The sequence below is a fragment of the Streptomyces sp. NPDC057486 genome, assembly GCF_042802415.1.
In the GTDB taxonomy this organism is placed as follows: domain Bacteria; phylum Actinomycetota; class Actinomycetes; order Streptomycetales; family Streptomycetaceae; genus Streptomyces; species Streptomyces yanii.
Window position 1 is genome coordinate 13519 of record NZ_JBHVEE010000101.1, and the last position, 23688, is coordinate 37206.

Sequence of the window (23688 nt, forward strand, 5' to 3'; positions counted from 1 at the left end):
CTGCGGCAGCGGCCCTATCGTTCGCCGTCAGGCCGCGCGTACCGCGTGGACCGGGACCGACACCTCGTCGTCGTCCAGGCAGGCCCCCGTCGCCAGGTCGAAGCGCTGCTTCAGCAGTGGCGAGGCGACGAAGGGCCGCCCCTCGACGGACCCGACCAGGCCGCGTGAGAGGACGTACGCCCCTGTGAACGGGTCGCGGTTGTCGATCGCGTACGCACGCCCTGCCCGGTCCACGAAGAGTGCGACCTGGCGGCCGTCCGGGAGGAGCGCGGCGACGCCGCGCCCGGGGGTCAGCCGCGACAGCGCGCAGACCGTGAACCAGTCGTCCCCGTCGGCGAGCTGGACCACGGGGGTCTGCTGCCTCGTCTCCGTCGTCGGTGCGGTCATCGGGAAGAGGCCCTTTCGAGAGTACGGACGGCGAGCACCGGTCCGGCGAGGATGTCCAGGTCGGGCTTGACCTGGTCGCGTTCGGGAACGAACCGCACCGACGGGTCGGGTGCGTCGGGCGCGTTGACGAAGGTGACGAACCGGCGCAGCCGGTCCGGGTCGTTGATGGTCTCGGCCCATTCGTCGCGGTAGCCGGCGACATGGTCGGCCATCAGCCGCTCCAGCTCCTCGCACAGCCCCAGCGAGTCGTGGACGACGACGTCGCGTACGTGGTCCAGGCCGCCCTCGATGCGGTCCAGCCAGGTCGAGGTGCGTTCCAGACGGTCCGCGGTACGGATGTAGAACATCAGGAACCGGTCGATGAGGCGCACCAGTTCGGCGTCGGAGAGGTCCTGGGCGAGCAGGTCCGCGTGGCGCGGTTCGGCACCGCCGTTGCCGCCGACGTACAGGTTCCAGCCGTTGGCAGTGGCGATGATCCCGAAGTCCTTGCCGCGGGCCTCCGCGCACTCCCGGGCGCAGCCGGAGACCGCCGACTTCAGCTTGTGCGGCGAGCGCAGCCCGCGGTAGCGCAGTTCCAGGTCGATGGCCATTTTCACCGAGTCCTGCACGCCGTACCGGCACCAGGTCCGTCCCACGCAGGACTTGACCGTCCGCAGCGATTTTCCGTACGCGTGCCCGGACTCGAAGCCGGCGTCCACCAGGCGTGTCCAGATCAGCGGCAACTGGTCGACGCGGGCGCCGAACATGTCGATCCGCTGGCCCCCGGTGATCTTCGTGTAGAGGCCGAAGTCGCGGGCGACCTCACCGATCACGATCAGCTTCTCCGGGGTGATCTCGCCCCCGGGGATGCGCGGCACGATCGAGTAGGAGCCGTTGCGCTGGAGGTTGGCCAGGAAGTGGTCGTTGGTGTCCTGCAGGGCCGCCTGCTCGCCGTCCAGCACATATCCGCTCGCGCCGAGCGTCGGCGCGAGCGAGGCGATGATCGAACCGACCGTCGGCTTGCAGATCTCGCAGCCGTCCCCGCCGCGCGCCGCCTCCCGCCCGTGCGAATCGAGCAGTTCGGCGTACGAGGTGATGCGGAGGGTGCGGACGATCTCGTACAGCTCGCTCCGGGTGTACGAGAAGCAGCCGCACAGACCCCTGTCCTGGCTCTGCGGCAGCAGCTGACCGATCACCTTCACGCAACTGCCGCAGCCGGTACCGGCCTTGGTGCACTTCTTCACCTCGGGCAGCGTGGTGTGCTCGCAGATCGCCCCCTTGGTGACGTTGTGGCAGGAGCAGATCACCGCCTCGTCCGGCAGCGCGGACGGGCCGAGTGTGACCGGGCCGCCCGCACCGGCCGGCAGCACCAGCTGCTCGGGGGCGACGGGCAGGACCGTACCGGTCATCGGCCGCAGCGTCCCGTACTGATCGGCGTCCCCGACCAGTACCCCGCCGAGCAGTGTGCCGTCCCGGCCGATCACCAGCTTCTTGTAGACGCCGGAGCGGGAGTCGGCGTACACCACGTCGAGGCAGCCCTCGGCCGTGCCGTGCGCGTCGCCGAACGACGCCACGTCCACCCCGAGGAGCTTCAGTTTCGTCGACAGATCGGCGCCGGTGAACGCCGCCTCCTTGCCCGCGATCACCTCGGCGACCGTCTGCGCCATCTCGTACCCGGGCGCGACGAGCCCGTACACCCGGCCGTCCGAGGCCAGCGCGCACTCGCCGATCGCGAAGACCGCAGGGTCCGAGGTGCGGCACTCCTCGTCGACGACGATGCCGCCGCGCTGCCCGACCGCCAGACCGCAGTCGCGGGCCAGCTGGTCCCTCGGGCGTACCCCCGCCGAGAAGACCACCAGGTCGGTGGCGAGCGACGAACCGTCCGAGAGCGACATGCCGTTCACCGTGCCGTCCTCGCCCGCGGTGACCTCCTGCGTGCCGACGCCCGTGTGCACGGTGAGACCCATGGACTCGATCGTGCGCAGCAGCGCCGCGCCCCCGCCCTCGTCGACCTGTACCGGCATCAGCCGGGGCGCGAACTCCACGACGTGCGTGTCGAGCCCGAGTCCCTTCAGCGCGCCCGCCGCCTCCAGCCCGAGCAGCCCGCCGCCGACGACCGCACCGGTCGTCGCCGTCCTCGCGTACTCCTCGATCGCCAGGAGGTCCTCGATGGTGCGGTAGACGAAGCAGCCCTCGGCGTCCTTGCCGGGGACCGGCGGGACGAACGGGTACGAGCCGGTGGCCAGCACCAGCGTGTCGTACGCGAACGTCTCCCCGGAGCGCGCGGTGACCGTGCGGGCCTCGCGGTCGAGGGACTCGGCAGGGTCGCCGAGGTGCAGCTCGAAGCCGTGCCGCTCCATGAAGCCGGGCTCCACGAGCGACAGATCGTCCGGGGTCCTCCCGGCGAAGTACGAGGTCAGCTGGACCCGGTCGTAGGCGGGGCGCGGCTCCTCGCAGAGCACGACGACCCTGGCCGTGCCCGCGGCCGCGGTCAGACCGCGCTCGGCGAGCGCCTCCAGGAACCGCTGGCCGACCATGCCGTGTCCGACGACCACGATGGTCGGGAGGGCGGAGGTACGGTCGGTCGGGGGAGTGGACACCGGCATCTCAGAAGCCTCCGTCGTTGGTGAGCAGGTGGAGCAGGGACGTTTCGGCGGGGAGCGGTTCGTCGTCCTCCCAGGTCCGGGCGAGGGTGCCGACCGCGGCGAGATCGCCGAGCAGCACACCGCCCGCCAGCCGGTCGCCGCGGACGACGACCGCGCGGTACGCACCCCGGGTCGCGTCGGCCAGCCGGACGACGTCATCGCCGGGCAGCGGCCGGGAAACCCCGAACGCGGCCAGATCGAGCGCCCCGGCGGGGTCGGCGGGCGGGCCGTGCAGCGTGAGACGGGTCAGGGCCCGGGTGCCGTCGTAGCGGGCGGGCCGCCCCGCCAGCGCCTCGGCGAGCACATCGGCCTGCTCCAGCGCCGGGCCCGCGAGCCCGTAGAGCGTGCCACGGTGCTCGGCGCAGTCGCCGACCGCGTGGATGTACGGGTCGGAGGTGCGCAGTTCGTCGTCGACGACGACGCCCTTGCGGACGTCCAGACCTGCCGCCCGGGCCAGCCCGGTCCTGGGCCGTACCCCGCAGGCCAGCACCGTGATCTCGGCCGCCAGCTCATAGCCGTCGGCGAGCTCCACGGCCCGCACCGCGCCGTCGGCGCAGCGCAGCCCGCGGACCCGGCACTCGGTGTGCACCTCCACCCCGAGAGTCTCCAGATGACGCCGGAGCAGCCCGGCCGATCCGGCGTCCAGCTGCCGCTCCATGAGGTGCTCGCCCTGCTGGGCCAGCACCACCTGGGCGCCGCGTTCGGCGAGCGCGCGGGCGGCGGAGACGCCGAGCAGGCCGCCGCCGATGACGACGGCGCGCACGCCCGTACCGGTGTGCCGCCCCACGGCTTCCCGCAGCGCCAGACAGTCGTCGAGTGTGCGGAACGCATGCACTCCGTCCGGCATCGTGGTGCCGAGTCCGCGCAGCGGCGGCAGCACCGGGTTCGAACCGGTCGCCAGCACCAGCCGCTCGTACCCCACGACGCTTCCGTCGTCGCAGTGCACCAGCCGGTCGGCCCGGTCGATCCGCACCGCCCGCACCCCGCGCCGTACCTCGGCCGGGGGCAGGGCGATGACCTCGGCCGCGTACCGCCCGGCCAGCACCTCGGCCAGCAGCACCCGGTTGTAGGGGGCGTGCGTCTCCTCGCCGATGACGGTGACGCCGGGCACCCGGGCGGCGAGCCGTGCGCCCGCCATCCCGGCGCCGATCACCACCACACGCGCCGCGTTCTCCGTCTGTGTCCTCATGGTGAGAAGCGTGCGCGGTGGGTGTTACCCGATCGGATCCCCGCTGTTTCCCGGGAGGAACCTTGCGCTCAGCGCGTCCGAAGAGGGTCTGTGAGGGCCGCGGAGCCGCGGAACCTCAGAGTTGGCTCAACTTTCCGGCGATCCGGCAGAAGCAGTTGGACGGGACACGTATTGCCTCCATAGGGTCGCGAGCATGCCCGACATAACCCTGACCACCCTCGTTGTCCTGTGCCTCGCCGCTGCCGCCGCGGGCTGGATCGACGCGGTGGTGGGCGGCGGCGGGCTGCTCCTGCTGCCCGCGCTGCTGCTCGGTCTGCCGCACGTCCCGGCCGCGCATGTCCTCGGCACCAACAAGGCGGTGGCCATCGTCGGTACCTCGGGCGCCGCCGTGACGTACGTGCGCAAGGCGCCGGTGAAGGTCTGGACGGCGGTGCGGATCGGGCTGATGGCGCTGGCCGGATCGATGACCGGGGCATTCTTCGCCGCCGGGATCAGCAGTGACGTGCTCCGTCCGGTGATCATGGTGGTGCTGCTGGCGGTGGCGGCGTTCGTGATGCTGCGGCCGCAGTTCGGCAAGGAGGCGGACGGGGGCGGGGACCGGAAGGTCACCCGGGCCCGTACCGTCACCGCGATCGTGCTGGTCGGCGGCGGCATCGGCCTCTACGACGGGCTGTTCGGGCCGGGCACCGGAACGTTTCTGGTGCTCGCGCTGACGGCCGTGCTCCACCTCGACCTGGTGACGGCGTCCGCCACCGCCAAGATCGTCAACGTCTGCACCAACGCCGGTGCCCTCGCGATGTTCGCCTACCAGGGCAGCGTGCTGTGGCAACTGGCCGCGCTGATGGCGGTGTTCAACCTGGCGGGTGGGCTGCTCGGGGCGCGCATGGCGCTGCGCAAGGGCAGCGAGTTCGTCCGTGGTGTGCTGCTGGTCGTGGTGTTCTCACTCGTCGCGAAGCTGGCGTTCGACCAGTGGGCCTGACGGCCTCCCCACTCCCCGACGTGGGGCCTTAAGGGTGCGCGACCGGCGTCAGCGCACTCCGGTGAGGTGCGCGTACGCGACCACGTTGCCCTGGTAGCCGGTGTCCCGTGAGAAGCCGCCGCCGCAGGTGATCAGTCGCAGCGCAGGGAACGACGAGGCGCCGTACACCCGCCGGTCGGGGAAGTTCTTGTTCTCGTACACCTCGATGCCGTCGATCGAGAAGACGGCGGTGCTCCCGTCCTGCCGGACCACCTCGACGGTGCTGCCCTTGGCCAGGGACCCCAGGTCGTAGAAGACGGACCGTCCCTTTGCGTTGTCGACGTGACCGGCGACGAGCGCGGTGCCCTTGGCGCCGGGCGGAGTGCCGTCCTTGTACCAGCCGACGACATTGCGGTTTTCGGCCGGCGGCACGTCGAGGCTGCCGTCGGACCCGAGCCCGAGCCGGATCATCGGGGCGTCCACCCTGATGCTGGGGATACGGAGACGGACGGGCGTCGAGGGCCGCAACGGGGCGGCGACGGGCGAGCCGGGCGGTACTCCGGGACCGGCGGCGAAGGCCTGGGCGGTGGTCGGCTGCGGCGGCACCAGCACGGTGCCTGCGCCGTTCTGGATCAGCCAGACGCCGACCAGCGCTGCGACGGCGACCAACCAGCCCTTGGCCTTCTGGGACACGGTCGTCCTCCGGGGTGTCGTCCTCCGGGACGGGAAGGACGTGAGGAAGGAAGTGAGGTCCCGCCCCGGTGGCGCGCGGCCACCGGGACGGAATCGTGGCGGTACGGGGACGTGGATGCGTCCCTGTCAGCTGTCCGCCTGCGTGCCGCTCGCCCGACGACGCAGGAGCCAGGCTCCGCCGACGGCGGACGCGGCGAGAACGCCGGCACCCGCCGCGATCTGGGAGGTGTCCGGGCGGACGCTGCCGCCTACACCAGTATTGACGTGCCCGGAGGGAGAGGTGGGCACGGTGGAGCTGTCCTGACCGCGTCCGTTCCCGGTGTCAGGACCGGAGCCGTTCCCGGTGTCAGGACCGGAGCCGCTCCCGTTGTCACGACCGGTCCCGTTCCCGGTGTCGCGCCCGCTCTCGTTGCCGGTGGAGGGCTTCCGACCGGGAAGCGTTTCGTCGCTCCGGGAGTTCCCGAACCCGGAGGAGCTGTTCTGTCCGGCGGAGGAGCCGATGCCGAAGGGGTTCTGGTTCCCGAGGAGGCTCTCGCCCCTGGCGGCCAGGTCGTCGAGGGAAGACACCCCGAAGCCGCTGTCCGTGCCGTCGCCGGAGCCGTTGTCCTCCACGGCGTGGGCGGTGCTGCCCGCTGTGGCGTTCTTCGCGGTGTCCGCAGCCTTCACCTGCAGCGCTCCGGTGGCCCCTTTGCCGTTCGCGCAGGACACGTCGATGCTGTACTGACCCGCCTCGGTCATCGTCGGCACCGTGAACGTGCCGACCACCACCTCCTTGCGGGTGGTGGACCCCAGCTTGAAGTCCCCTGCTTCCAGGGAGCTCGCATCCCCGGTGGCCTTCGCGTCCTTCCCGCAAGCGGTGGTGTTCACCGTGACTGTGGTGCCCGGTGCCACGTCCGCCGGGGATATCTCCCGCTGACCGAGGTCCCCTGCATACGCGGGCGTCGCGACGGTGGACAGGCCGAGCGCGGCAGCGGTGAGCGCCGTGGCGGCGGTGCCGGTCACGAGGCGGGCAGGACGGCGCATGGGGGTTCCTCCGAGCAGGGGCGCTGGTGGGGTATCTCCTGATGGAGAGCTAACGGGCGGCGCGCCACCCATGCATGCTGACGCTTGGTCAGCTTTCACTCGACCGGTCCGGGCCGGACCCCTTGGCGAGCGGTAAGTGCGCAGGTCACGGCGGTGATGAGAGGGTGCGTGGGCAGTCTCGCGACACACCGTGCTGATCGGGTGACGAGCCGCGAGGAATGAGTGCCGCACGTCACATGCATGGCCTCGTCGGTCCCGGGCACACGCATGACACCCCCCACGGGACGGCTTTCCCCCCGCCGCCCCAGGCCGCCGCCCTCATCGGACCCACCCCCCCTGGGCCCGATGGGGGCGGTCCTGTGCCGTCACCCGGGAGCGATGGCGGAACAGGTGACGACCGGCGGCCGGGCGCGGGCGCGGATCGGCTTCCCCTTGGCGTCGGAGAGGCGCAGGCGTGCGGTGAGGCGTCCGGAGCGCACAGCGTCCTCGAATACGGCCGGATCGACGTCGTCGAACATCAACGTGGCCCGCCGGAACACGGAGAGGACGCCGTGATCGTCCACGGCGCCCCAGGACGGATGGACGAAGCGTCGGCCGAGCCGGTTCTGCGCGTACGGCCCGGTGACCGCGATGCCGTCATCGGTCGCGGTGGCCGTGCAGTCCGGTGTCCATGAGGCCGACGGGGCGTCGCCGGGACGCAGTCCCGGCGGCTCACCGGGCCTGTCCTTGCGCTGTACGCCGACATGGATGTTCCGGGCGCCGGGGAAGTCGCCGGCGGCCCCGCAGATGAGGCCGGGGAGGTCCGAGCCCTCGATGCGGATCCGCACGGCCTCCATGTTCCCGCCTCAGACGGTGTCCCAGGGCGCGGCCTCGTACGCCAGCCCCACCCGCTTCATCAGTTCCTCGTCGACCACGAACTCCGTGTCGTCGATCCGCCGGATCGGCGCGATGCCCTGCGAGTTGGTGAGGAATGCCGACCGGTAGCCGCCGATCCCGTCCAGCGTCACCGGACGCCGTACGGACTCCAGCCCGGCGCCCGGAAGTTGCTGCTCCAGCAGGGCCATGGTGATGCCGAGCAGTGCGGGTGCGTCGGGCCAGACGACAGAAGTGCCGTCCCAGAAAGCGATGTTGGTGATCGCCCCTTCCGTCACCGTCCCGTCCGGTGCGATCAGCAGTGCCTCGTCGAAGCCGGAGCGTGCGGCGAGCTGCCCGTAGTAGGTCTGGCCGAATTCGCCGGGGCGCTTGATGTGCGGGACGGTACGGACATACGGAACGGACATCAGGCTGTGCGGTTCGGTGGACTTCTGCGCCGGTCCGCGCACGGTGACCATGACGGTCGTCCCTGTGTCGCCCGGCGGCAGGAAGGCGTGCACCCGGGTCGAGGCGTCCTGTGCCCCGGCGCTGTCCAGCGCGTGCCGGATCAGCTCGCGCACCCGGCCGCCGTCGAGCCCGTGGCCGAAGAGTTCCCGGTTGGCGGCGTCCAGCCGGGCCAGGTGGAGGGCGAGGCCGCGTACCCTCCCGTCCCTGACCTGCATGGCTGTGAAGTGGCCGTAGTTGGAGAAGGCGGGGATCCGGAGATCCGCCTCCGTTGCGGCGTGTCCGTTGAACTCGACGTACAGGGGCGCGGCGGTCGTCATGTGTTCCACCGTATGCCGGAGAGGCGAGGGGCGGCGCTTGACCTCATCCTTGGTTGAGGTACGAGTCTCGCCGCATGGAACTCACCACAGCACCCCTGAAGGTCGCGGTCATCCTCGCCAGCAATCGCGAGGGCCGCTTCGCCCCGGTCGTCGCCGACTGGTTTCTCTCCCGTACCGCCGGCCACCCGGGCATCGAGACCGATCTGATCGACGTCGCCGAACTCGATCTCCCGTTCGCGCTCACCTACCGCCCGGGACCGGACGTGCAGACCCGACTGGCGGGAGTCTCCCTCCGGTTGGCCGCCGCTGATGCCTTCGTCGTCGTCACGCCGGAGTACAACCACTCGTACCCCGCCCCGCTGAAGAACCTCATCGACTGGCATCACACCGAATGGCAGGCCAAGCCCGTCGCCTTCGTCTCGTACGGGGGAGTGTCGGGCGGTCTGCGAGCCGTCGAACATCTTCGCCAGGTCTTCGCCGAGCTGCACGCCGTCTCCCTCCGCGACACCGTGTCCTTCCACAACGCGGGCGCTCTCTTCGACGACGAGGGCCGGCACAAGGACCCCGTGGCCGTCGACGCGGCGGCGAAGACACTGCTCGACCAGCTGACCTGGTGGGGGAGTGCGCTGCGGGACGCCAAGGCGGTCCGCCCGTACGGAGGCTGATCGCTTCTCGGCTGGACGCAGGTCCCGGCACCGGTGCGTCCGGGACCTGCTCCCTGTCAGCCGACCGAGACCGCGGACCAGGCCGTGGCCACCGCGTTCTGTTCCGCGCTGCCCGCCCCGTACACGTCCTTCGCCGCGTTGAGCGTCGCCGTCCGGGCGGCGGCGTAGTTGGTCGAGGACGTCATGTAGACCGTCAGCGCCCGGTACCAGATCTTGCCGAGCTTGTCCTTGCCGATGCCGGTCAGCGTCGCCCCGTTGCACGTGGTGCCGTTGTGCTGGACGCCGCCGATCGTCTTCGGGCCGCTGCCCTCGGCCAGCAGATACGCGAAGTGGTTGGCCACACCGGACGAGTAGTGCACATCCAGATTGCCGACCGAGGAGCTCCAGCAGTCCGCCGATTTGCCGTCCTTGGAGGGCTGGTCCATGAATCGCAGGGCGGCCTTCCCGAAGCCGGACTTCACGATCTTCTCGCCGATCAGGTAGTCGCCCGGGTCCTGCGCGTTGTTCGCGTGGAACTCGACCAGCGTGCCGAAGATGTCGGAGGTCGCCTCGTTGAGACCGCCCGGCTCACCGGAGTAGGTGAGGTTCGCGGTCTTGGACGTCACGCCGTGCGACATCTCGTGCCCGGCCACGTCCAGCGCGACCAGCGGCCCGAAGGTGGAGCCGTCGCCGTCGCCGTACGTCATGCAGAAGCAACTGTCGTCCCAGAAGGCGTTGTTGTAGTTGTTCCCGTAGTGGACGCGGTTGTACGAGCCCTTGCCGTCACCGGCGATGCCGTTCCGGCCGTGCACGTTCTTGTAGTAGTCCCAGGTCGTGTCCGTGCCGTACTGGGCATCGACCGCCGCGGACGCACGGTCGGAGGTGGCGCCGTTGCCCCAGTGGTTGTCGGCATCGGTGAACAGAACCGCAGGGGCCCGGCTCCAGCAGATGGAGAAGATGCAGCTGTCGGTCTTGTTCTGCGCGTCCCCGGTGTACGTGTTGCCGCGCGTCGCGTCCTTGAGCTGGAAAGTCGACCCGGACTGGGTCGTCTCCAGCGGGACCGTACCGCCGTAGAGGGACTGGCCGTCGCCGCCGACCGTCTCCAGGCTGTCCCAGGCGTCGATCTGCCGGCCCGTGCGCGCATCGGTGAGCACGACGCGGGCGACGGGGTTACCCAGCGAGTCCCTGCCCGCGGCCTCGGTACGCCAGGCCAGCTTGGGTGCGCCGTGCAGGGCGTCCACGACGAGCTGCGGCTTGGCGGCGACCTTGCGGAGCTTCTGGCCGCGGTGGGCAGAGCGCAGGGCGGCCGCACCCAGATCCGCGGCCGTCGGTGCGGAGAGGGACGGAGTCACGGTCCGCACCGAGAGATCCCCGCGCACGGCCCGGTCGGCGCTCCGGTACGCACCGTCGGGCGCCAGGTGGACGATGAAGTCGCCTCCCAGTACGGGGAGGTGCCGGTAGGTGCGGTCGTAGCGCACATGCTGACCGCCGTCGTTGTCGATGACCACGTCGCGCACCGCGGTGTCCTGGGCGCCGGTGAGGTCCAGGGCGGTGGCGTGCCCGGTGATCGCGGCCTCGGCGTGACGGACGGCGGTGGCGCGGCTGGGGGACGGGTGACCGGCCGCGGCGGCGCCGGTGGTCGCGGTGAGGGCGGAGGCCAGCAGGGTGGCGGCGGCCGCGGCTATGCCGAGCGGGGTGAGGCGCGATGCATGCCGAATCGATCTCATCGGACTCCTCGGAGTGCGTGGGGGCGGAGGGCGATCTGAGCGATGGTTCTGAGCTTCCATCAGATTTAAGGGTTCATGACATGTCATGTCCATACCGCGAAGGCGAGGGAGGAGGACACGGCACCGAACCGCCCCGACAATCGACGAGAAGGACACGCCGCGGACACAAGAGCCGAAGAGCAAGAGCAGAAGAGTTGAGGAGACCGACGGTGACATCGCCGGCATGGCTGACCGTACTGACCACCACGGACAGTGAGGAGAAGGCGCACGCCCTCGCCCAGGGCGCGGTGGAGGCGCGGCTCGCCGCGTGCGCGCAGATCTCCGCGCCCGTCACCTCCGTCTACCGGTGGCAGGACGCCATCGAGACCACCGAGGAGTGGCAGGTGCTGTTCAAGACGACGGCCGAGCGCTACGACGAACTGGAGGAGCACCTCCGCGCGGCGCACGACTACGAGACCCCGGAGATCATCGCCATGCCGGTGGTACGCGGAAGCGCCGACTACCTCGCCTGGCTGTCGTCGCAGACAGCTCCGATCACGGCCCTGTGACCATGCCGCGGACCGCCCCCGAACTGCCTTTCTTCGTCTACGGAACGCTGCTCCCCGGCGAACCCAACCACGATCTGTTCCTTCGCGGCCGGGCGATCGCGGAACAGCCCGCGCTGCTGCCGGACGCCCTTCTCTACGACGGCCCCGGCTACCCGTACGCGATCGAGGGCCACGGCACCGTGCGCGGCACGATGGTGACCGCCGCGCCCGCGAGCTACGCCGAGCTGCTCGTGCAGCTCGACCGGCTGGAGGAGTACGTCGGTCCCGGGCACCCGGGCAATCTGTACGAGAGGGTCGCCCGCGAAGTCCGCCTCCCGGCAGGGAACCCGCCCGGCACCGGAACCGCCCGTGCCTGGGTCTACTTCGCCGCCGCTCCCGTCGCCCGCTCCCTCCGCTCCAACGGCACGCTCATCCCCGGAGGCAGCTGGCTCACCCGCCGGCAGCCTCCACCCGCACCGCGCACACCTTGAACTCCGGCATCCGCGACACCGGGTCCAGCGCCGGGTTCGTCAGCGTGTTGGCCCGGCCCTCACCCGCCCAGTGGAACGGCATGAAGACGGTGTCCTGCCGGATGGCCCCGGTGATCCGGGCGGGCGCCACCGCCCGCCCGCGCCGGGAGGTGACCGCCACCGGATCGCCCTCGGCCACCCCGATCCGCTCGGCGAGCCGCGGATGCAGCTCCACGAACGGACCGGGTGCGGCGGCGTTGAGCTCATCGACCCGCCGGGTCTGCGCGCCCGACTGGTACTGGGCCACCACCCGCCCGGTCGTCAGCACCACCGGATACTCCCGGTCCGTCTCCTCGGCGGCCGGACGGTGCGTCACGGGAACGAACCGGGCCCGCCCGTCGTCCGTGGCGAACCGGTCCAGGAAGAGCCGCGGCGTACCGGCGTGCTCCTCGTCCGGGCACGGCCAGAACACCCCGTCCTCCGCCGCGATCCTGGCGTACGTGATCCCCGCGTAGTCGGCGGGCCCGCCCGCAGAGGCGCGCCGGAGCTCGTCGAACACCTCCTCGGGGTCGGCGGGGAACCCCTTGCCGTGCCCGAGGAGCGCGGCCAGCCCGTTCAGCACCTCCAGATCGGTGCGTACGCCCTCCGGTGCGGTGACCGCCCGCTGCCGCAGCAGCACCCGTCCCTCCAGATTGGTCGTCGTCCCCGTCTCCTCCGCCCACTGCGTCACCGGCAGCACCACATCGGCCATGGCCGCCGTCTCCGACAGCACCACGTCCGCGACCGCGAGGAAGTCCAACGAGCGCAGCCGCCCCTCCACATGCGCGGCGTGGGGCGCGGACACCACCGGGTTGGACCCCATCACCAGAAGCGCCCGCACGTCCGTCCCCAGCGCGTCGAGGAGCTCGTACGCGCTGCGTCCCGGCCCCGGCAGCGAGTCGGGATCCACCCCCCACACCTGCGCGACATGGCGGCGCGCCGCCGGGTCGGTGAGCTTGCGGTAGCCGGGCAACTGGTCGGCTTTCTGGCCGTGTTCGCGCCCGCCCTGACCGTTGCCCTGCCCGGTCAGGCAGCCGTATCCGGACAGCGGACGGCCCGCCCGGCCGGTGGCCAGGCAGAGATTGATCCAGGCTCCGACCGTGTCCGTGCCCTTGGACTGCTGCTCGGGACCGCGCGCGGTCAGCACCATCGCGTTCTCCGCGGCGCAGAACATCTCCACCGCCTCCCGCAGCCGCGGAACCGGCACCCCGGTCAGCCGCTCCACCAGCTCCGGCCAGTGGGCCATCGAACCTGCCCTGGCCTCGTCCCAGCCGCTGGTGCGCTCCCGTACGAACTGCTCGTCCACTCGCCCCTGCGCCACGATCAGATGCAGCATCCCGAGTGCGAGCGCCAGATCCGTGCCGGGCCGGGGTGCCAGGTGCAGGTCGGCCTGCTCGGCGGTCCTGGTCCGACGCGGATCGATGACGATCAACCGGCCGCCGTTCTCCCGCAGTTCGGTCAGGTAGCGCAGCGCGGGCGGCATCGTTTCGGCGAGGTTCGACCCGACGAGGATCACGCATCCCGTGCGCGCGATGTCCTCGAGGGGGAACGGCAGTCCACGGTCGAGGCCGAAGGCCCGCTGGTGCGCGGCGGCCGCCGACGACATGCAGAACCGTCCGTTGTAGTCGATCTGAGAGGTCGACAGGACGACCCGGGCGAACTTCCCGAGCGCGTACGCCTTCTCGTTGGTGAGACCGCCGCCGCCGAAGACGCCCACGGCATCGGGCCCGTGCGCCGCGCGGGCGCGGACGAGCTGGTCGGCGATCCGGGCCAGCGCCTCGTCCCACCCGGCGGGTTCCAGTTCGCCACTGGCCGGATTGCGTACGAGCGGTCCGGTCAGCCGGACCCGTGAGGAGAGCACGGCGGGCGCGGTGCGGCCCTTGCCGCACAGCGCACCGCGGTTGACGGGGAAGTCGGGACGCTCCAGGACCTCGGCCACCGCACCGCCGGCGGCCGGCCGCAGGTTCATCCCGCACTGCAGCGAGCAGTACGGGCAGTGGGTGGCGGTGGGAGCAGTCTCGGTGCGGGCCATGGGCTCAGCGTGCGAGCCGGGTGTTACGGAGGCGACCGCCACCGGTTACGTCGGCGGAACGTGCACCTCAGCCCGTCTCCACCGGGACCGTGAGGTCGGCCGGTGTCTCACCTCTCAGAGGGCGTCCGGGCCGTCAGCGCCTCCCCGATCCCGGGTTCCTCCGGCCCCAGGAAGTGCGGGTCCGGCTTGAACATCGCGTCCAGCGCCGCCTTCCCCGCCGCGAACACCTCCCGCGTCCCGCCGTAGTACCAGGTCACATCGTGCTTGGCGTCGACCCCGACGCCGTACGCATCGATCCCCGCGACCCGGCACAGCGTGATCGCCCGCCGGATATGGAACCCCTGGCTCACCAGGACGGCCCGGTCGACACCGAAGATCTTCTTGGCCCGCACGCAGGAGTCCCAGGTGTCGAACCCGGCGAAGTCGCTGACGATCCGCTTGTCCGGCACCCCGAGCGCGACGAGAAACGTCCGCATGGCATCCGGCTCGTCGTACTCCTTCCGGCTGTTGTCCCCGGTGACGAGCACGACCTTCACCTTGCCGTCCCGGTACAGCTCGGCGGCGGCCCGCAGCCGGTTCGCGAGATACGGCGACGGCTTCCCGTCCCACAGTCCCGCTCCGAACACCACGGCAACCTGCTGCGCGGGGGCGTCCGCGGTCGTCCGGACACGGGCGTCGGCCACGGAGTACATCCACGTGACGGGTGCCAGCCCCAGCACGCAGGCGATCATGACCCCTTGCAGGGCCCGGCGCTGCCCACGCCGCGTGCGCGGCCACAGCCGCCCCAGCCGTTGCGGCCGCTTCCCTGGCATCGGAGCCCCCTGTCGGTGTCGGTGCGTTACCTGGTCGGACGAGAATCAGGGCACGGGGGTTCTCCACCCTGCGGACTTCTTCGCAGACGAGCCGTCGACGCGCTCCTGGTGAACCACTGACGACCCGTCGACGCGTCGGGCATCATGGCAGCCATGAACCTCCCGAGCGCCCGCAGGCCCTCCGACGACTCGGTGACCGTCGCCGCGTACGAGAACGTGAAGGGCCGCCCGCACCCGGCGGCCGCCGTCCGCGCCTGACTGCGTGACCGGGGCATCGACTGGATGCCGTTCCCGCTCGACGACATCCGGTGGAGCCTGGCCTGCGGCCCCGGACCCGACGGGCACTGGCACGGCTGGATCACCGTCCGCGTCCGCGCAACAGCTCTCGTCCCGCTCGGCCTTCACCCGGATCAGCCCTGGTCACAGCCCAACTCGCCCTCGCCGCCGCGCTGGTGGCATGCGGCGGCGGAGCGTGCCGTACGCCCGCCACGCCCGGATCCAGCCCAGTAGCATCGTCCGATGCTGCTTCCCCGGATGATCGCCTCCGACCTCGACGGCACTCTCCTGCGGGGCGACGGGACCCTCTCGCCCCGCACCCTCCGCGCCCTGCGCACGGCCGAGAACGCCGGTGCGGAGGTCGTCCTCGTCACCGCCAGACCGCCCAGGTTCGTCGACCGGCTCGCCGCCGCGACCGGGCTTGCGGGGACGGCGGTATGCAGCAACGGCGCGCTCGTCTACGACATCGGGACGCGTACGGTCGTCTCCTCCCGTGCCCTGTCCGTCGCCGTCGCCCGGCGCGTGGCCACGGCGGTCGCCGCCGCCGTGCCGGAGGTGGGATTCGCCCTGGAGACCGGCAACCAGGTGCTGTACGAACCGGCGTACCGGCTGCGGCTGTCCGAGGACATCGACGCCGAACTGCCCGTACCGTCCCTCGCCGACCTGTGGCTCACCGACGTGCCCGTCACCAAACTCCTCGCCTGGTCCGCCCGGCTCGACGCGGACACCCTGCTGGCCGCCGCCCGCGAAGGGGCGGGCGCGGCGGGCCGTGAGGTGCAGTTCACCCACTCGGGCGGCCGCGGACTCCTGGAGATCAGCGCGTCCGGAGTCACCAAGGCGGGCACCCTCGCCGAGCTCTGCGCCGGGCGCGGGATCGACGCCACGGAGGTCATCGCCTTCGGTGACATGCCCAACGACCTGACCGTCCTCGACTGGGCGGGCATCGGCTACGCCATGGGCAACGCCCACCCGGCCGTGCTCGCCGCCGTACCCGCGCACACGGCGTCCAACGAGGAGGACGGGGTAGCGCACGTCCTGGAGGGCCTCTTCGGGCCGCCGGCCGCTCCGTGAGCCCGTGGTAAAGACCCGTCACCCCTGTGCAACGACCCGGCAACCTCCGTCCTGCACCATCGGTCCATGACGGAGTCGGCATCGGCACAACCCCGTGAGTCCCTGCCTCTCGACAGCACAGCGCAACTGTTGACCCGCATCACCGCCCAGCTCGGCACCCAGCTCAGCCATGTCTCCCTGAACGGAACGCGCAGGCCGCCCATGCACCGCACCATCCGGCCCGCACCGGGCGCCACCACCGCCCCCGCCCTCGTCGCCGTCGCCCACGGCAGCCGGGACCCGCAGGCGCTGCGCACGGTCGTGAAGCTGCTGGACCGGGTACGGGAACTGCGTCCCGGCCTGGACGTCAGGCTCGGGCACATCGAGCTGAACGAACCGCTCCTGCCGTCGACGCTCACCGGTCTGGGGTCCGGCGACGCCGTACTTGTACCGCTGCTGCTCGGCCGCGGCCACCACGTCAAGCACGACATACCGGCAGCGGCCGCCGCCGCACCCGCCCTGCGGACCACGATCGCCGCGCCGCTCGGCCCGCACCCCCTGCTCGTCGAGGCCCTCTACGGAAGGCTCCTGGAAGCGGGCTGGCCGACCGACGAGACCGTGAGCGGCAGCTCCGCCGTGGTTCTCGCCGCCGCCGGTTCGCGCGACCCCGACTCGGCCGCCGACACCCGCCGCACCGCCAGGATGCTCAGCGAGCGGCTCGGCGGCGTGCCCGTCGTCCCCGCGTACGCCTCCGCCGCCGACCCCACGGTCTCCGCCGCGACGCGCGCCCTCGCCGCCCGCGGCCGGCACCGGATCGCCGTCGCCTCGTACTTCACCGCGCCCGGACGTTTCGCGACAGCTGCCGCCGCTGCCGCCCCCGGGATCGCCGCGGCTCCGCTCGGCGCGCACCCCGCGATGGCGCGGCTGATCCTGCACCGGTACGACCGGGCGCCGGCCGGCCAGGCACGTTCCGGCGCACGTGAGGCGCGTGAATCCGCGGTGAACGGTGCTCTCCTGGCGTCCGCCTGAGCCGTCTTGCCGGTCCGGCCGATTACTGTCGGAACCATGGACGGTACGCAGGGCACACAGGACCACGGCACCGCGCCCTACGGTGCTGCCGACGCCGAGCGCTGGGACACCGAGCCCGACAAACGGCCCGGTCGCACCGCCTTCCAGCGGGACCGCGCCCGCGTGCTGCACTCGGCCGCGCTGCGCAGACTCGCCGGGAAGACCCAGGTCGTCACGCCCGGCACCCGCAGCCTCGCCTGGGACGCCAGCCCCCGGACCAGACTCACCCACTCCCTGGAGTGTGCCCAGGTCGGCCGGGAGCTCGGAGCCGCACTCGGCTGCGACCCCGACCTGGTCGAGACGGCGTGCCTGGCGCACGACATGGGACACCCGCCGTTCGGGCACAACGGCGAGCAGGCGCTCAACGACTTCGCCTCGGACTGCGGGGGCTTCGAGGGCAACGCCCAGTCGCTGCGGCTGCTGACCCGACTCGAACCGAAGCGGTTCGTGCGCGATGTGCGGACCGGTGGGCTGGTCAGCGTCGGGCTCAACCTGACCCGGGCCGCGCTCGACGCCGCTACCAAGTACCCGTGGCCGCGCGGCGCCCACCCCACCGACCCCGGCTCGCCGAAATTCGGGGTCTACGAGGACGACCTGCCGGTCTTCCGCTGGGCCCGCCAGGGCGCCCCCGGGCACCGCAAGTGCTTCGAGGCCCAGGTGATGGACTGGTCCGACGATGTCGCGTACTCGGTGCACGACTTCGAGGACGGGCTGCACGCCGGTCACATCGACCCCAACTGCCTCTTCGCCGAGCCGGAGCGCCGCGAGATCTGGGACGTCGCGATCGGACGGTACGTCCCGGCCGACACCGACCCGCAGGAGCTGGCCGACGCCCTCGACCGGCTCATGGCCCAGGAGTGGTGGCCGCACAGCTACGACGGATCGGCCGTCGCCCAGGCCCGACTGAAGGATGCGACGAGCCAGCTGATCGGCAGGTTCTGCCTCGCGGCCGAGACCGCCACCCGACAGGCGTACGGCCACGGCCGCCTCGGACGGTACGCCGCCGAACTCGTCGTCCCCCGCGAGGCGCGCAGCGAATGCGCAGTCCTGAAGGCGGTGGCCGACCGCTATGTGATGCAGCGCGCCGAACAGGAGGCGATCCGCGCCGACCAGCGGATCGTCATCGCCGAACTGGCGGCGGCGCTGACCGCGCGCGCCCCGGAGGGCCTGGAACCGCAGTTCCGCGCGCTGTACGAGCACGCGCCCGACGACCGCGCGCGCAAGCGGGTCCTGATCGACCAGATCGCCGCCCTCACCGATGCGTCGGCCCGCTCCCTGAACACCTCGCTCACCTCGCGGGGGCGGTGGTCGCGGGAGGCGTGAGAGCCCGCCCTGCCTTCCTGGGGCCGGTGCGTACGCCCCGGCCCCACCCCGTTCGTCAGCGCGTCGCCCAGGAGCGTCCGGCGGTGGACGGCGGTCGGCCGCGCCGTTCCGAGGCGATCAGCCCCGCCCCCCGCAGCACCAGCGGTGGTCCACGCGTGTCCCACGGCGGCAGGCGGAGCCAACCGCGGGGGGCGTCTCCACCGGCGCGCACCCGGGGGCGCCGCGCATGCGGATCCCCCGGGCATGTCCTGCGGGAGTGGGGCGCGGCGATGACGCACAGCAATGCCGCAGGTGATGTGCTGGGAGCACATACCGCACTGCGCAGGGGAGCCGGGCCGCCGTGAAACAAGCCGTCTCACAGCACACGCCGTGCCACCGGCCCACTCCGGCGCCGTATCCAGGTGTCGCCGGCTCCCTCCGGGGGACCCCGCTCTGCGTGGTGTCGGCCCCGGTCGGCAGACTGGCCTGTGGCCACTGGGTGTGACCTGATCGGGGTACACCCTCTTTCGCCATCACGCTGCGTGCGGGACGCTCGCAGTTGGCGCCGCGCAGCAAGCACCGAGGAGGCATCAAGTGGTCGACGCACATCGCACGTTCGTCATCGTGGGCGGAGGACTGGCAGGAGCGAAGGCGGCAGAGACACTCCGGGCGGAGGGGTTCAGCGGCCGGGTGATCCTGGTCGGCGATGAGCGTGACCATCCGTACGAACGGCCTCCCCTCTCCAAGGGCTATCTGGCCGGCAAGGAGGCACGCGAGAGCGTATTCGTCCACGAGACGGCCTGGTACGCGGGCGCCGATGTGGAGCTGCACCTCGGCACGCCCGTCACCGCCCTCGACCGCGACGCCCGCTCCGTGGAGCTGGGAGACGGCACGGTCATCCACTACGACAAGCTGCTGCTCGCCACCGGCGCCGAACCGCGCCGTCTCGACATTCCCGGTACGGACCTGGCGGGCGTCCACCATCTTCGCCGCCTCGCGCACGCCGACCGGCTGAAGAATGTGCTGTCCGCGCTCGGCCGCGACAACGGCCATCTGGTGATCGCCGGAGCGGGCTGGATCGGCCTGGAGGTCGCGGCGGCGGCCCGCGGCTACGGCGCGGAGGTCACCATCGTCGAACCCGAGGCGACCCCGCTGCTCCGGGTCATCGGCCCGGAACTCGGCCAGATCTTCACCGAGCTCCACAGCGACCACGGCGTCCGCTTCCACTTCGGCCGCAAGCTCACCGAGATCATCGGCCAGGACGGGATGGTCCTCGCCGCCCGTACCGACGACGGCGAGGAACACCCCGCCCACGACGTGCTCGCCGCGATCGGCGCCGCCCCGCGTGCCGCCCTCGCCGAGGCCGCCGGTCTCGACATCGCGGCCCGCAGCGACGGCGGCGGCATCGCCGTCGACGCCTCGCTGCGCACCTCCGACCCGCACATCTACGCGGCCGGGGACGTCGCCAATGCGCAGCACCCGCTGCTCGGCACCCGGCTGCGCGTGGAGCACTGGGCGAACGCGCTGAACAGCGGCCCGGCCGCGGCCCGCGCCATGCTCGGCCAGGACGTCAGCTACGACCGGGTGCCGTATTTCTTCTCCGACCAGTACGACCTGGGGCTCGAATACTCGGGCTGGGCGCCGCCGGGCTCGTACGACCAGGTCGTGATCCGCGGGGACGCGGGCAAGCGGGAGTTCATCGCGTTCTGGCTGAAGGACCGCAGGGTGCTGGCCGGGATGAACGTCAATGTGTGGGACGTCACCGGGACCGTGCAGGAGTTGATCAAGGCCGGCCGGCCGGTCGACCCGGACGCGCTCGCCGACCCGTCGGTACCGCTGGAGTCCCTGGTCTGAGCCCTCTGCGGAAGCTTCTGTTCCGCGCCGGGCGGGTGTGATCACGATCCCGCCCGGCGCCCGCGACACCGACCACGGACCCGTCATGTCCGAGCCCACCCGTAGACTTCACCCGTGGCAGGCAGGATCAATGACGACGATGTGAAGGCGGTCCGGGACGCGGTCCCGATCGACGCCGTCGTTTCCGAGTACCTGCAGCTGAGGAACGCGGGCGGAGGCAACCTCAAGGGGCTCTGCCCGTTCCACGACGAGAAGTCCCCCTCCTTCCAGGTCAGCCCGAGCAAGGGTCTGTTCCACTGCTTCGGCTGCCAGGAGGGCGGCGACACGATCGCCTTCGTGATGAAGATCGACCATCTCTCCTTCTCCGAGACGGTCGAGCGCCTCGCCGCCAAGGCGGGCATCACCCTGCGGTACGAGGAGGGCGGTTACAACCCCTCCCACCAGCGTGGCGAGCGCATCCGGCTGGTCGAGGCGCACAAGATCGCCGCCCAGTTCTACGTCGAGCAGCTGGACAGTCCCGAGGCGGAGATCGGCCGGAAGTTCCTCGCCGAGCGCGGCTTCGACCAGGCGGCCGCTGCCCACTTCGGCGTCGGCTACAGCCCGGCCGGCTGGGACCACCTCACCCGCTACCTCCGCGGCAAGGGGTTCAGCGACCGGGAGCTGATCACCTCCGGCCTCTCCCAGGACGGCCGCCGCGGTCCCATCGACCGCTTCCGCGGTCGGCTGATGTGGCCGATCAGCGACACGTCCGGCGAGGTCGTCGGCTTCGGCGCCCGCAAGCTCCGCGACGACGACAACGGCCCCAAGTACCTCAACACCCCCGAGACCGCGATCTACAAGAAGTCGCAGGTGCTGTACGGGATCGACCTCGCGAAGAAGGACATCGCGAAGTCCAGCCGGGCCGTCGTCGTCGAGGGCTACACCGACGTCATGGCCTGCCACCTCGCAGGGATCACCACCGCCATCGCCACCTGCGGCACGGCGTTCGGCGGCGACCACATCAAGATCCTCCGCCGGCTCCTGATGGACAACGGCAGCGCCCGCGTGATCTTCACGTTCGACGGTGACGCGGCCGGTCAGAAGGCCGCTCTGCGCGCCTTCGAGGACGACCAGAAGTTCGCCGCGGAGACGTACATCGCGATCGCCCCGGACAACATGGACCCGTGCGATCTGCGCCTCGTCAAGGGCGACGAGGCCGTCCGCGACCTGGTCGAACCCCGCACCCCGCTCTTCGAGTTCGCGCTCCGCCAGATCGTCGGGCGGTACGACCTGGAGACCCCGGCGGGCCGTGGCGCCGCGCTCGACGAGGCCGCGCCCGTCGTCGCCCGGATCAAGAACAGCTCCTCCCAGCACGAGGTCGCCGTCCAGCTGGCCGGTATGCTCGGCATTCTCGACACCCAGTTCGTCGTCAAGCGCGTCGCCCAGCTCGCCCGCTGGGCCCGCGAGCGCGGCGACCGGGGTCCCGCACCCGCACCCTCCCGCGGCGGCCCCCCGCATCAGCAGGTCCAGGCCCCCGCCGGCCCCTCGGGCCCCGCGCTCAACCTCCGCAGCCCCGCCCACCGCACCGAGCGGGAGCTCCTCAAGCTCGCCCTGCAGAAGCCGGCCCTGGTCTCCCCGGCCTTCGACGCCTATGGGATCGACGAGTTCACCGCCCCGCCGTACGCCGCGGTGCGCCAGTGCATCGCGGAGGCGGGCGGCGCCGAACAGGGCCTCGACGACAACCGTGAGTATCTGGTCGGCGTCCTCGACGCCGCCCCCAACGACACCGTGCGCAAGCTGGTCACCGAGCTCGCCGTCGAGGTCTTCCACGGCAAGTCCATCGACGAGGCCTACGCGGGCGAGCATCTGGTCAAGGTCCGGCTGCGCGCCGTGGACCGCCGGATCAACGACGTCCAGGGCAGCCTCACCCGCCTGGGCAGCAATGTCGCCCCGGATCACCTGGCGGCCGCGCAGAACGAGGTCTGGGTGCTGCAGCAGTACGCCCAGTCCCTGCGCAATCACGGCGCCGACGCACTCTGACCGCCCCCCGAGGGTTCTCTTCGGTAACCGACCGGTCACGGACCGGACTCAGAAAGTCCGCGCACGCCCCTCGTGGCGGTGATGTGTCTTCCCCCACACTGGATGGCGGTGCCTGAGTCATCGGAGCGCGGTCTGCCCACTGCACGGTGGGCCCCCCATCCCCCGCGATCCGGCAGCGATCACCTGGAGGTCGCCCCCGTGCAGACCCGGACCGTGACCACAACCGAGCGTGTCTCGGCCGTCCCCGCGCAGAACCGGGCCATGCATCATCCGGAAGCCGCGGTGGATCCGCCGACACCGGAACCGCCCGAGCCGTCAGACATACCCGAAGCAGCCGACGTCATGGAGGAGCAGGCGGAGCTGCCCGAACCGCCGGAGCCGCGCGGGCGCCCCGACACCGGAGGCCCGTCCTCCGACCTCTTCCGCCAGTATCTGCGGGAGATCGGACGCATCCCGCTGCTCACCGCCGCCGACGAGGTGGAACTCGCCCGCCGCGTCGAAGCCGGTCTGTTCGCCGAGGAGCGGCTGGCGAGCACCCCGGACCCGGACTCGCGACTCGCCTTCGATCTGGACCGGTTGGTGGTCATGGGGCGGATGGCGAAGCGCCGTCTGATCGAGGCGAACCTGCGGCTCGTCGTCTCCGTCGCCAAACGCTACGTCGGCCGCGGGCTGACGATGCTCGATCTGGTCCAGGAGGGGAACCTCGGACTGATCAGAGCGGTCGAGAAGTTCGACTACGCCCGGGGCTACAAGTTCTCGACGTATGCGACCTGGTGGATCCGGCAGGCCATGTCCCGCGCCCTCGCCGACCAGGCGCGGACCATAAGGGTTCCGGTCCATGTCGTGGAGCTGATCAACCGCGTCGTCCGGGTCCAGCGCCGGATGCTCCAGGAGCGCGGCTACGAGCCGACGCCCGAAGAGGTCGCCGCGCAGCTCGACCTGACGCCGGAACGGGTCGGTGAAGTGCTGCGGCTCGCCCAGGAACCCGTCTCGCTGCACGCACCGGTCGGCGAGGAGGACGACGTCGCACTCGGCGACCTGATCGAGGACGGCGACGCGGCGTCCCCCGTGGAGTCCGCCGCGTTCCTCCTGCTGCGCGAGCACCTCGAGGCGGTGCTCTCCACCCTGAACGAGCGGGAGCGCAAGGTCGTCCAGCTGCGCTACGGGCTGGACGACGGCCGGCCCCGCACGCTTGAGGAGATCGGGCGGATCTTCGGCGTGACGCGCGAGCGCATCCGCCAGATCGAATCCAAGACCCTCAACAAGCTGCGGGACCACGCCTTCGCCGACCAGCTCCGCGGCTACCTCGACTAGGGCGTGTGCCGGAAGTCCCGCCGTCCGCCCGAAGGGTGGGCGC

Annotated in this window: 20 protein-coding genes; 10 read left to right on the forward strand and 10 right to left on the reverse strand. The window is 71.5% G+C overall.

The window, feature by feature from the left end; genetic code table 11:
* Positions 1 to 27: 27 nt before the first annotated feature.
* The 3 genes from nirD to ACFU6I_RS34180 are packed head-to-tail and all read right to left on the reverse strand — an operon-like array spanning position 28 to position 4200.
* Complete coding sequence (gene nirD / locus ACFU6I_RS34170; RefSeq protein WP_384373859.1) at positions 28 to 387, reverse strand: nitrite reductase small subunit NirD; 360 nt, start codon at positions 385 to 387, stop codon at positions 28 to 30.
* Complete coding sequence (nirB, locus tag ACFU6I_RS34175; RefSeq protein ID WP_384373862.1) at positions 384 to 2972, reverse strand: nitrite reductase large subunit NirB; 2589 nt, start codon at positions 2970 to 2972, stop codon at positions 384 to 386. The genes nirD and nirB overlap by 4 nt, the downstream gene beginning before the upstream one ends.
* A gap of 1 nt (position 2973) precedes the next feature.
* The gene (locus ACFU6I_RS34180; RefSeq protein WP_384373865.1) at positions 2974 to 4200 is read right to left on the reverse strand and encodes an NAD(P)/FAD-dependent oxidoreductase; all 1227 of its coding nucleotides are present in this window, start codon (positions 4198 to 4200) and stop codon (positions 2974 to 2976) included.
* 193 nt (positions 4201 to 4393) lie between these two features.
* On the opposite strand from ACFU6I_RS34180, the gene ACFU6I_RS34185 reads away from it, so the two are divergent.
* Positions 4394 to 5179, forward strand: a complete 786-nt coding sequence (locus ACFU6I_RS34185; protein ID WP_384373870.1) for a sulfite exporter TauE/SafE family protein — start codon at positions 4394 to 4396, stop codon at positions 5177 to 5179.
* 48 nt (positions 5180 to 5227) lie between these two features.
* On the opposite strand, the gene ACFU6I_RS34190 is transcribed toward ACFU6I_RS34185, so the two are convergent.
* From ACFU6I_RS34190 to ACFU6I_RS34205, 4 genes are all read right to left on the reverse strand, one after another.
* Positions 5228 to 5851, reverse strand: a complete 624-nt coding sequence (locus tag ACFU6I_RS34190) for a class F sortase (protein ID WP_384373873.1) — start codon at positions 5849 to 5851, stop codon at positions 5228 to 5230.
* A gap of 126 nt (positions 5852 to 5977) precedes the next feature.
* Positions 5978 to 6874 (reverse strand): hypothetical protein, encoded by an 897-nt coding sequence (locus tag ACFU6I_RS34195; protein WP_384373875.1) that lies wholly within the window; start codon positions 6872 to 6874, stop codon positions 5978 to 5980.
* Positions 6875 to 7239: 365 nt separating this feature from the next.
* On the reverse strand, positions 7240 to 7701 hold the full coding sequence (locus tag ACFU6I_RS34200; RefSeq protein ID WP_384373914.1) for a DUF5990 family protein: 462 nt from the start codon (positions 7699 to 7701) through the stop codon (positions 7240 to 7242).
* A gap of 18 nt (positions 7702 to 7719) precedes the next feature.
* Positions 7720 to 8511: an aminotransferase class IV family protein gene (locus ACFU6I_RS34205; protein WP_384373878.1), complete on the reverse strand. Its 792-nt coding sequence runs from the start codon at positions 8509 to 8511 to the stop codon at positions 7720 to 7722.
* Between the two features lie 74 nt (positions 8512 to 8585).
* Here ACFU6I_RS34205 and ACFU6I_RS34210 point away from each other — a divergent pair, with 74 nt between their 5' ends.
* Entirely contained in the window at positions 8586 to 9176 is a 591-nt protein-coding gene (locus ACFU6I_RS34210; protein WP_384373881.1) for an NADPH-dependent FMN reductase, read from the forward strand.
* Between the two features lie 56 nt (positions 9177 to 9232).
* On the opposite strand, the gene ACFU6I_RS34215 is transcribed toward ACFU6I_RS34210, so the two are convergent.
* Complete coding sequence (locus tag ACFU6I_RS34215; protein WP_384373884.1) at positions 9233 to 10882, reverse strand: M4 family metallopeptidase; 1650 nt, start codon at positions 10880 to 10882, stop codon at positions 9233 to 9235.
* 209 nt (positions 10883 to 11091) lie between these two features.
* Here ACFU6I_RS34215 and cutA point away from each other — a divergent pair, with 209 nt between their 5' ends.
* Entirely contained in the window at positions 11092 to 11430 is a 339-nt protein-coding gene (gene cutA, locus ACFU6I_RS34220) for a divalent-cation tolerance protein CutA (RefSeq protein ID WP_384373887.1), read from the forward strand.
* A gap of 2 nt (positions 11431 to 11432) precedes the next feature.
* Positions 11433 to 11900: a gamma-glutamylcyclotransferase family protein gene (locus ACFU6I_RS34225; RefSeq protein WP_384373917.1), complete on the forward strand. Its 468-nt coding sequence runs from the start codon at positions 11433 to 11435 to the stop codon at positions 11898 to 11900.
* Here ACFU6I_RS34225 and ACFU6I_RS34230 read toward each other — a convergent pair.
* Both ACFU6I_RS34230 and ACFU6I_RS34235 read right to left on the reverse strand, forming a co-directional pair.
* Positions 11860 to 13950, reverse strand: coding sequence for a molybdopterin oxidoreductase family protein (locus ACFU6I_RS34230; protein ID WP_384373890.1), 2091 nt, complete (start codon positions 13948 to 13950; stop codon positions 11860 to 11862). The genes ACFU6I_RS34225 and ACFU6I_RS34230 overlap by 41 nt on opposite strands.
* 107 nt (positions 13951 to 14057) lie before the next feature.
* The gene (locus tag ACFU6I_RS34235) at positions 14058 to 14762 is read right to left on the reverse strand and encodes a vancomycin high temperature exclusion protein (protein ID WP_384373893.1); all 705 of its coding nucleotides are present in this window, start codon (positions 14760 to 14762) and stop codon (positions 14058 to 14060) included.
* A 534-nt stretch (positions 14763 to 15296) separates the two neighbouring features.
* On the opposite strand from ACFU6I_RS34235, the gene ACFU6I_RS34240 reads away from it, so the two are divergent.
* The 6 genes from ACFU6I_RS34240 (at position 15297) to ACFU6I_RS34265 (ending at position 23645) form a co-directional block, all read left to right on the forward strand.
* Complete coding sequence (locus tag ACFU6I_RS34240; protein ID WP_384373920.1) at positions 15297 to 16109, forward strand: HAD family hydrolase; 813 nt, start codon at positions 15297 to 15299, stop codon at positions 16107 to 16109.
* 66 nt (positions 16110 to 16175) lie between these two features.
* Positions 16176 to 17117, forward strand: a complete 942-nt coding sequence (locus ACFU6I_RS34245) for a sirohydrochlorin chelatase (RefSeq protein WP_384373896.1) — start codon at positions 16176 to 16178, stop codon at positions 17115 to 17117.
* 36 nt (positions 17118 to 17153) lie between these two features.
* On the forward strand, positions 17154 to 18479 hold the full coding sequence (locus tag ACFU6I_RS34250; protein WP_384373899.1) for a deoxyguanosinetriphosphate triphosphohydrolase: 1326 nt from the start codon (positions 17154 to 17156) through the stop codon (positions 18477 to 18479).
* 573 nt (positions 18480 to 19052) lie between these two features.
* Complete coding sequence (locus ACFU6I_RS34255) at positions 19053 to 20312, forward strand: NAD(P)/FAD-dependent oxidoreductase (RefSeq protein ID WP_384373902.1); 1260 nt, start codon at positions 19053 to 19055, stop codon at positions 20310 to 20312.
* Between the two features lie 114 nt (positions 20313 to 20426).
* Entirely contained in the window at positions 20427 to 22331 is a 1905-nt protein-coding gene (gene dnaG, locus ACFU6I_RS34260) for a DNA primase (protein WP_384373905.1), read from the forward strand.
* Between the two features lie 198 nt (positions 22332 to 22529).
* A complete protein-coding gene (locus tag ACFU6I_RS34265) occupies positions 22530 to 23645 on the forward strand; it encodes an RNA polymerase sigma factor (protein ID WP_384373908.1) in 1116 nt (371 codons plus the stop codon).
* Positions 23646 to 23688: the final 43 nt, after the last annotated feature.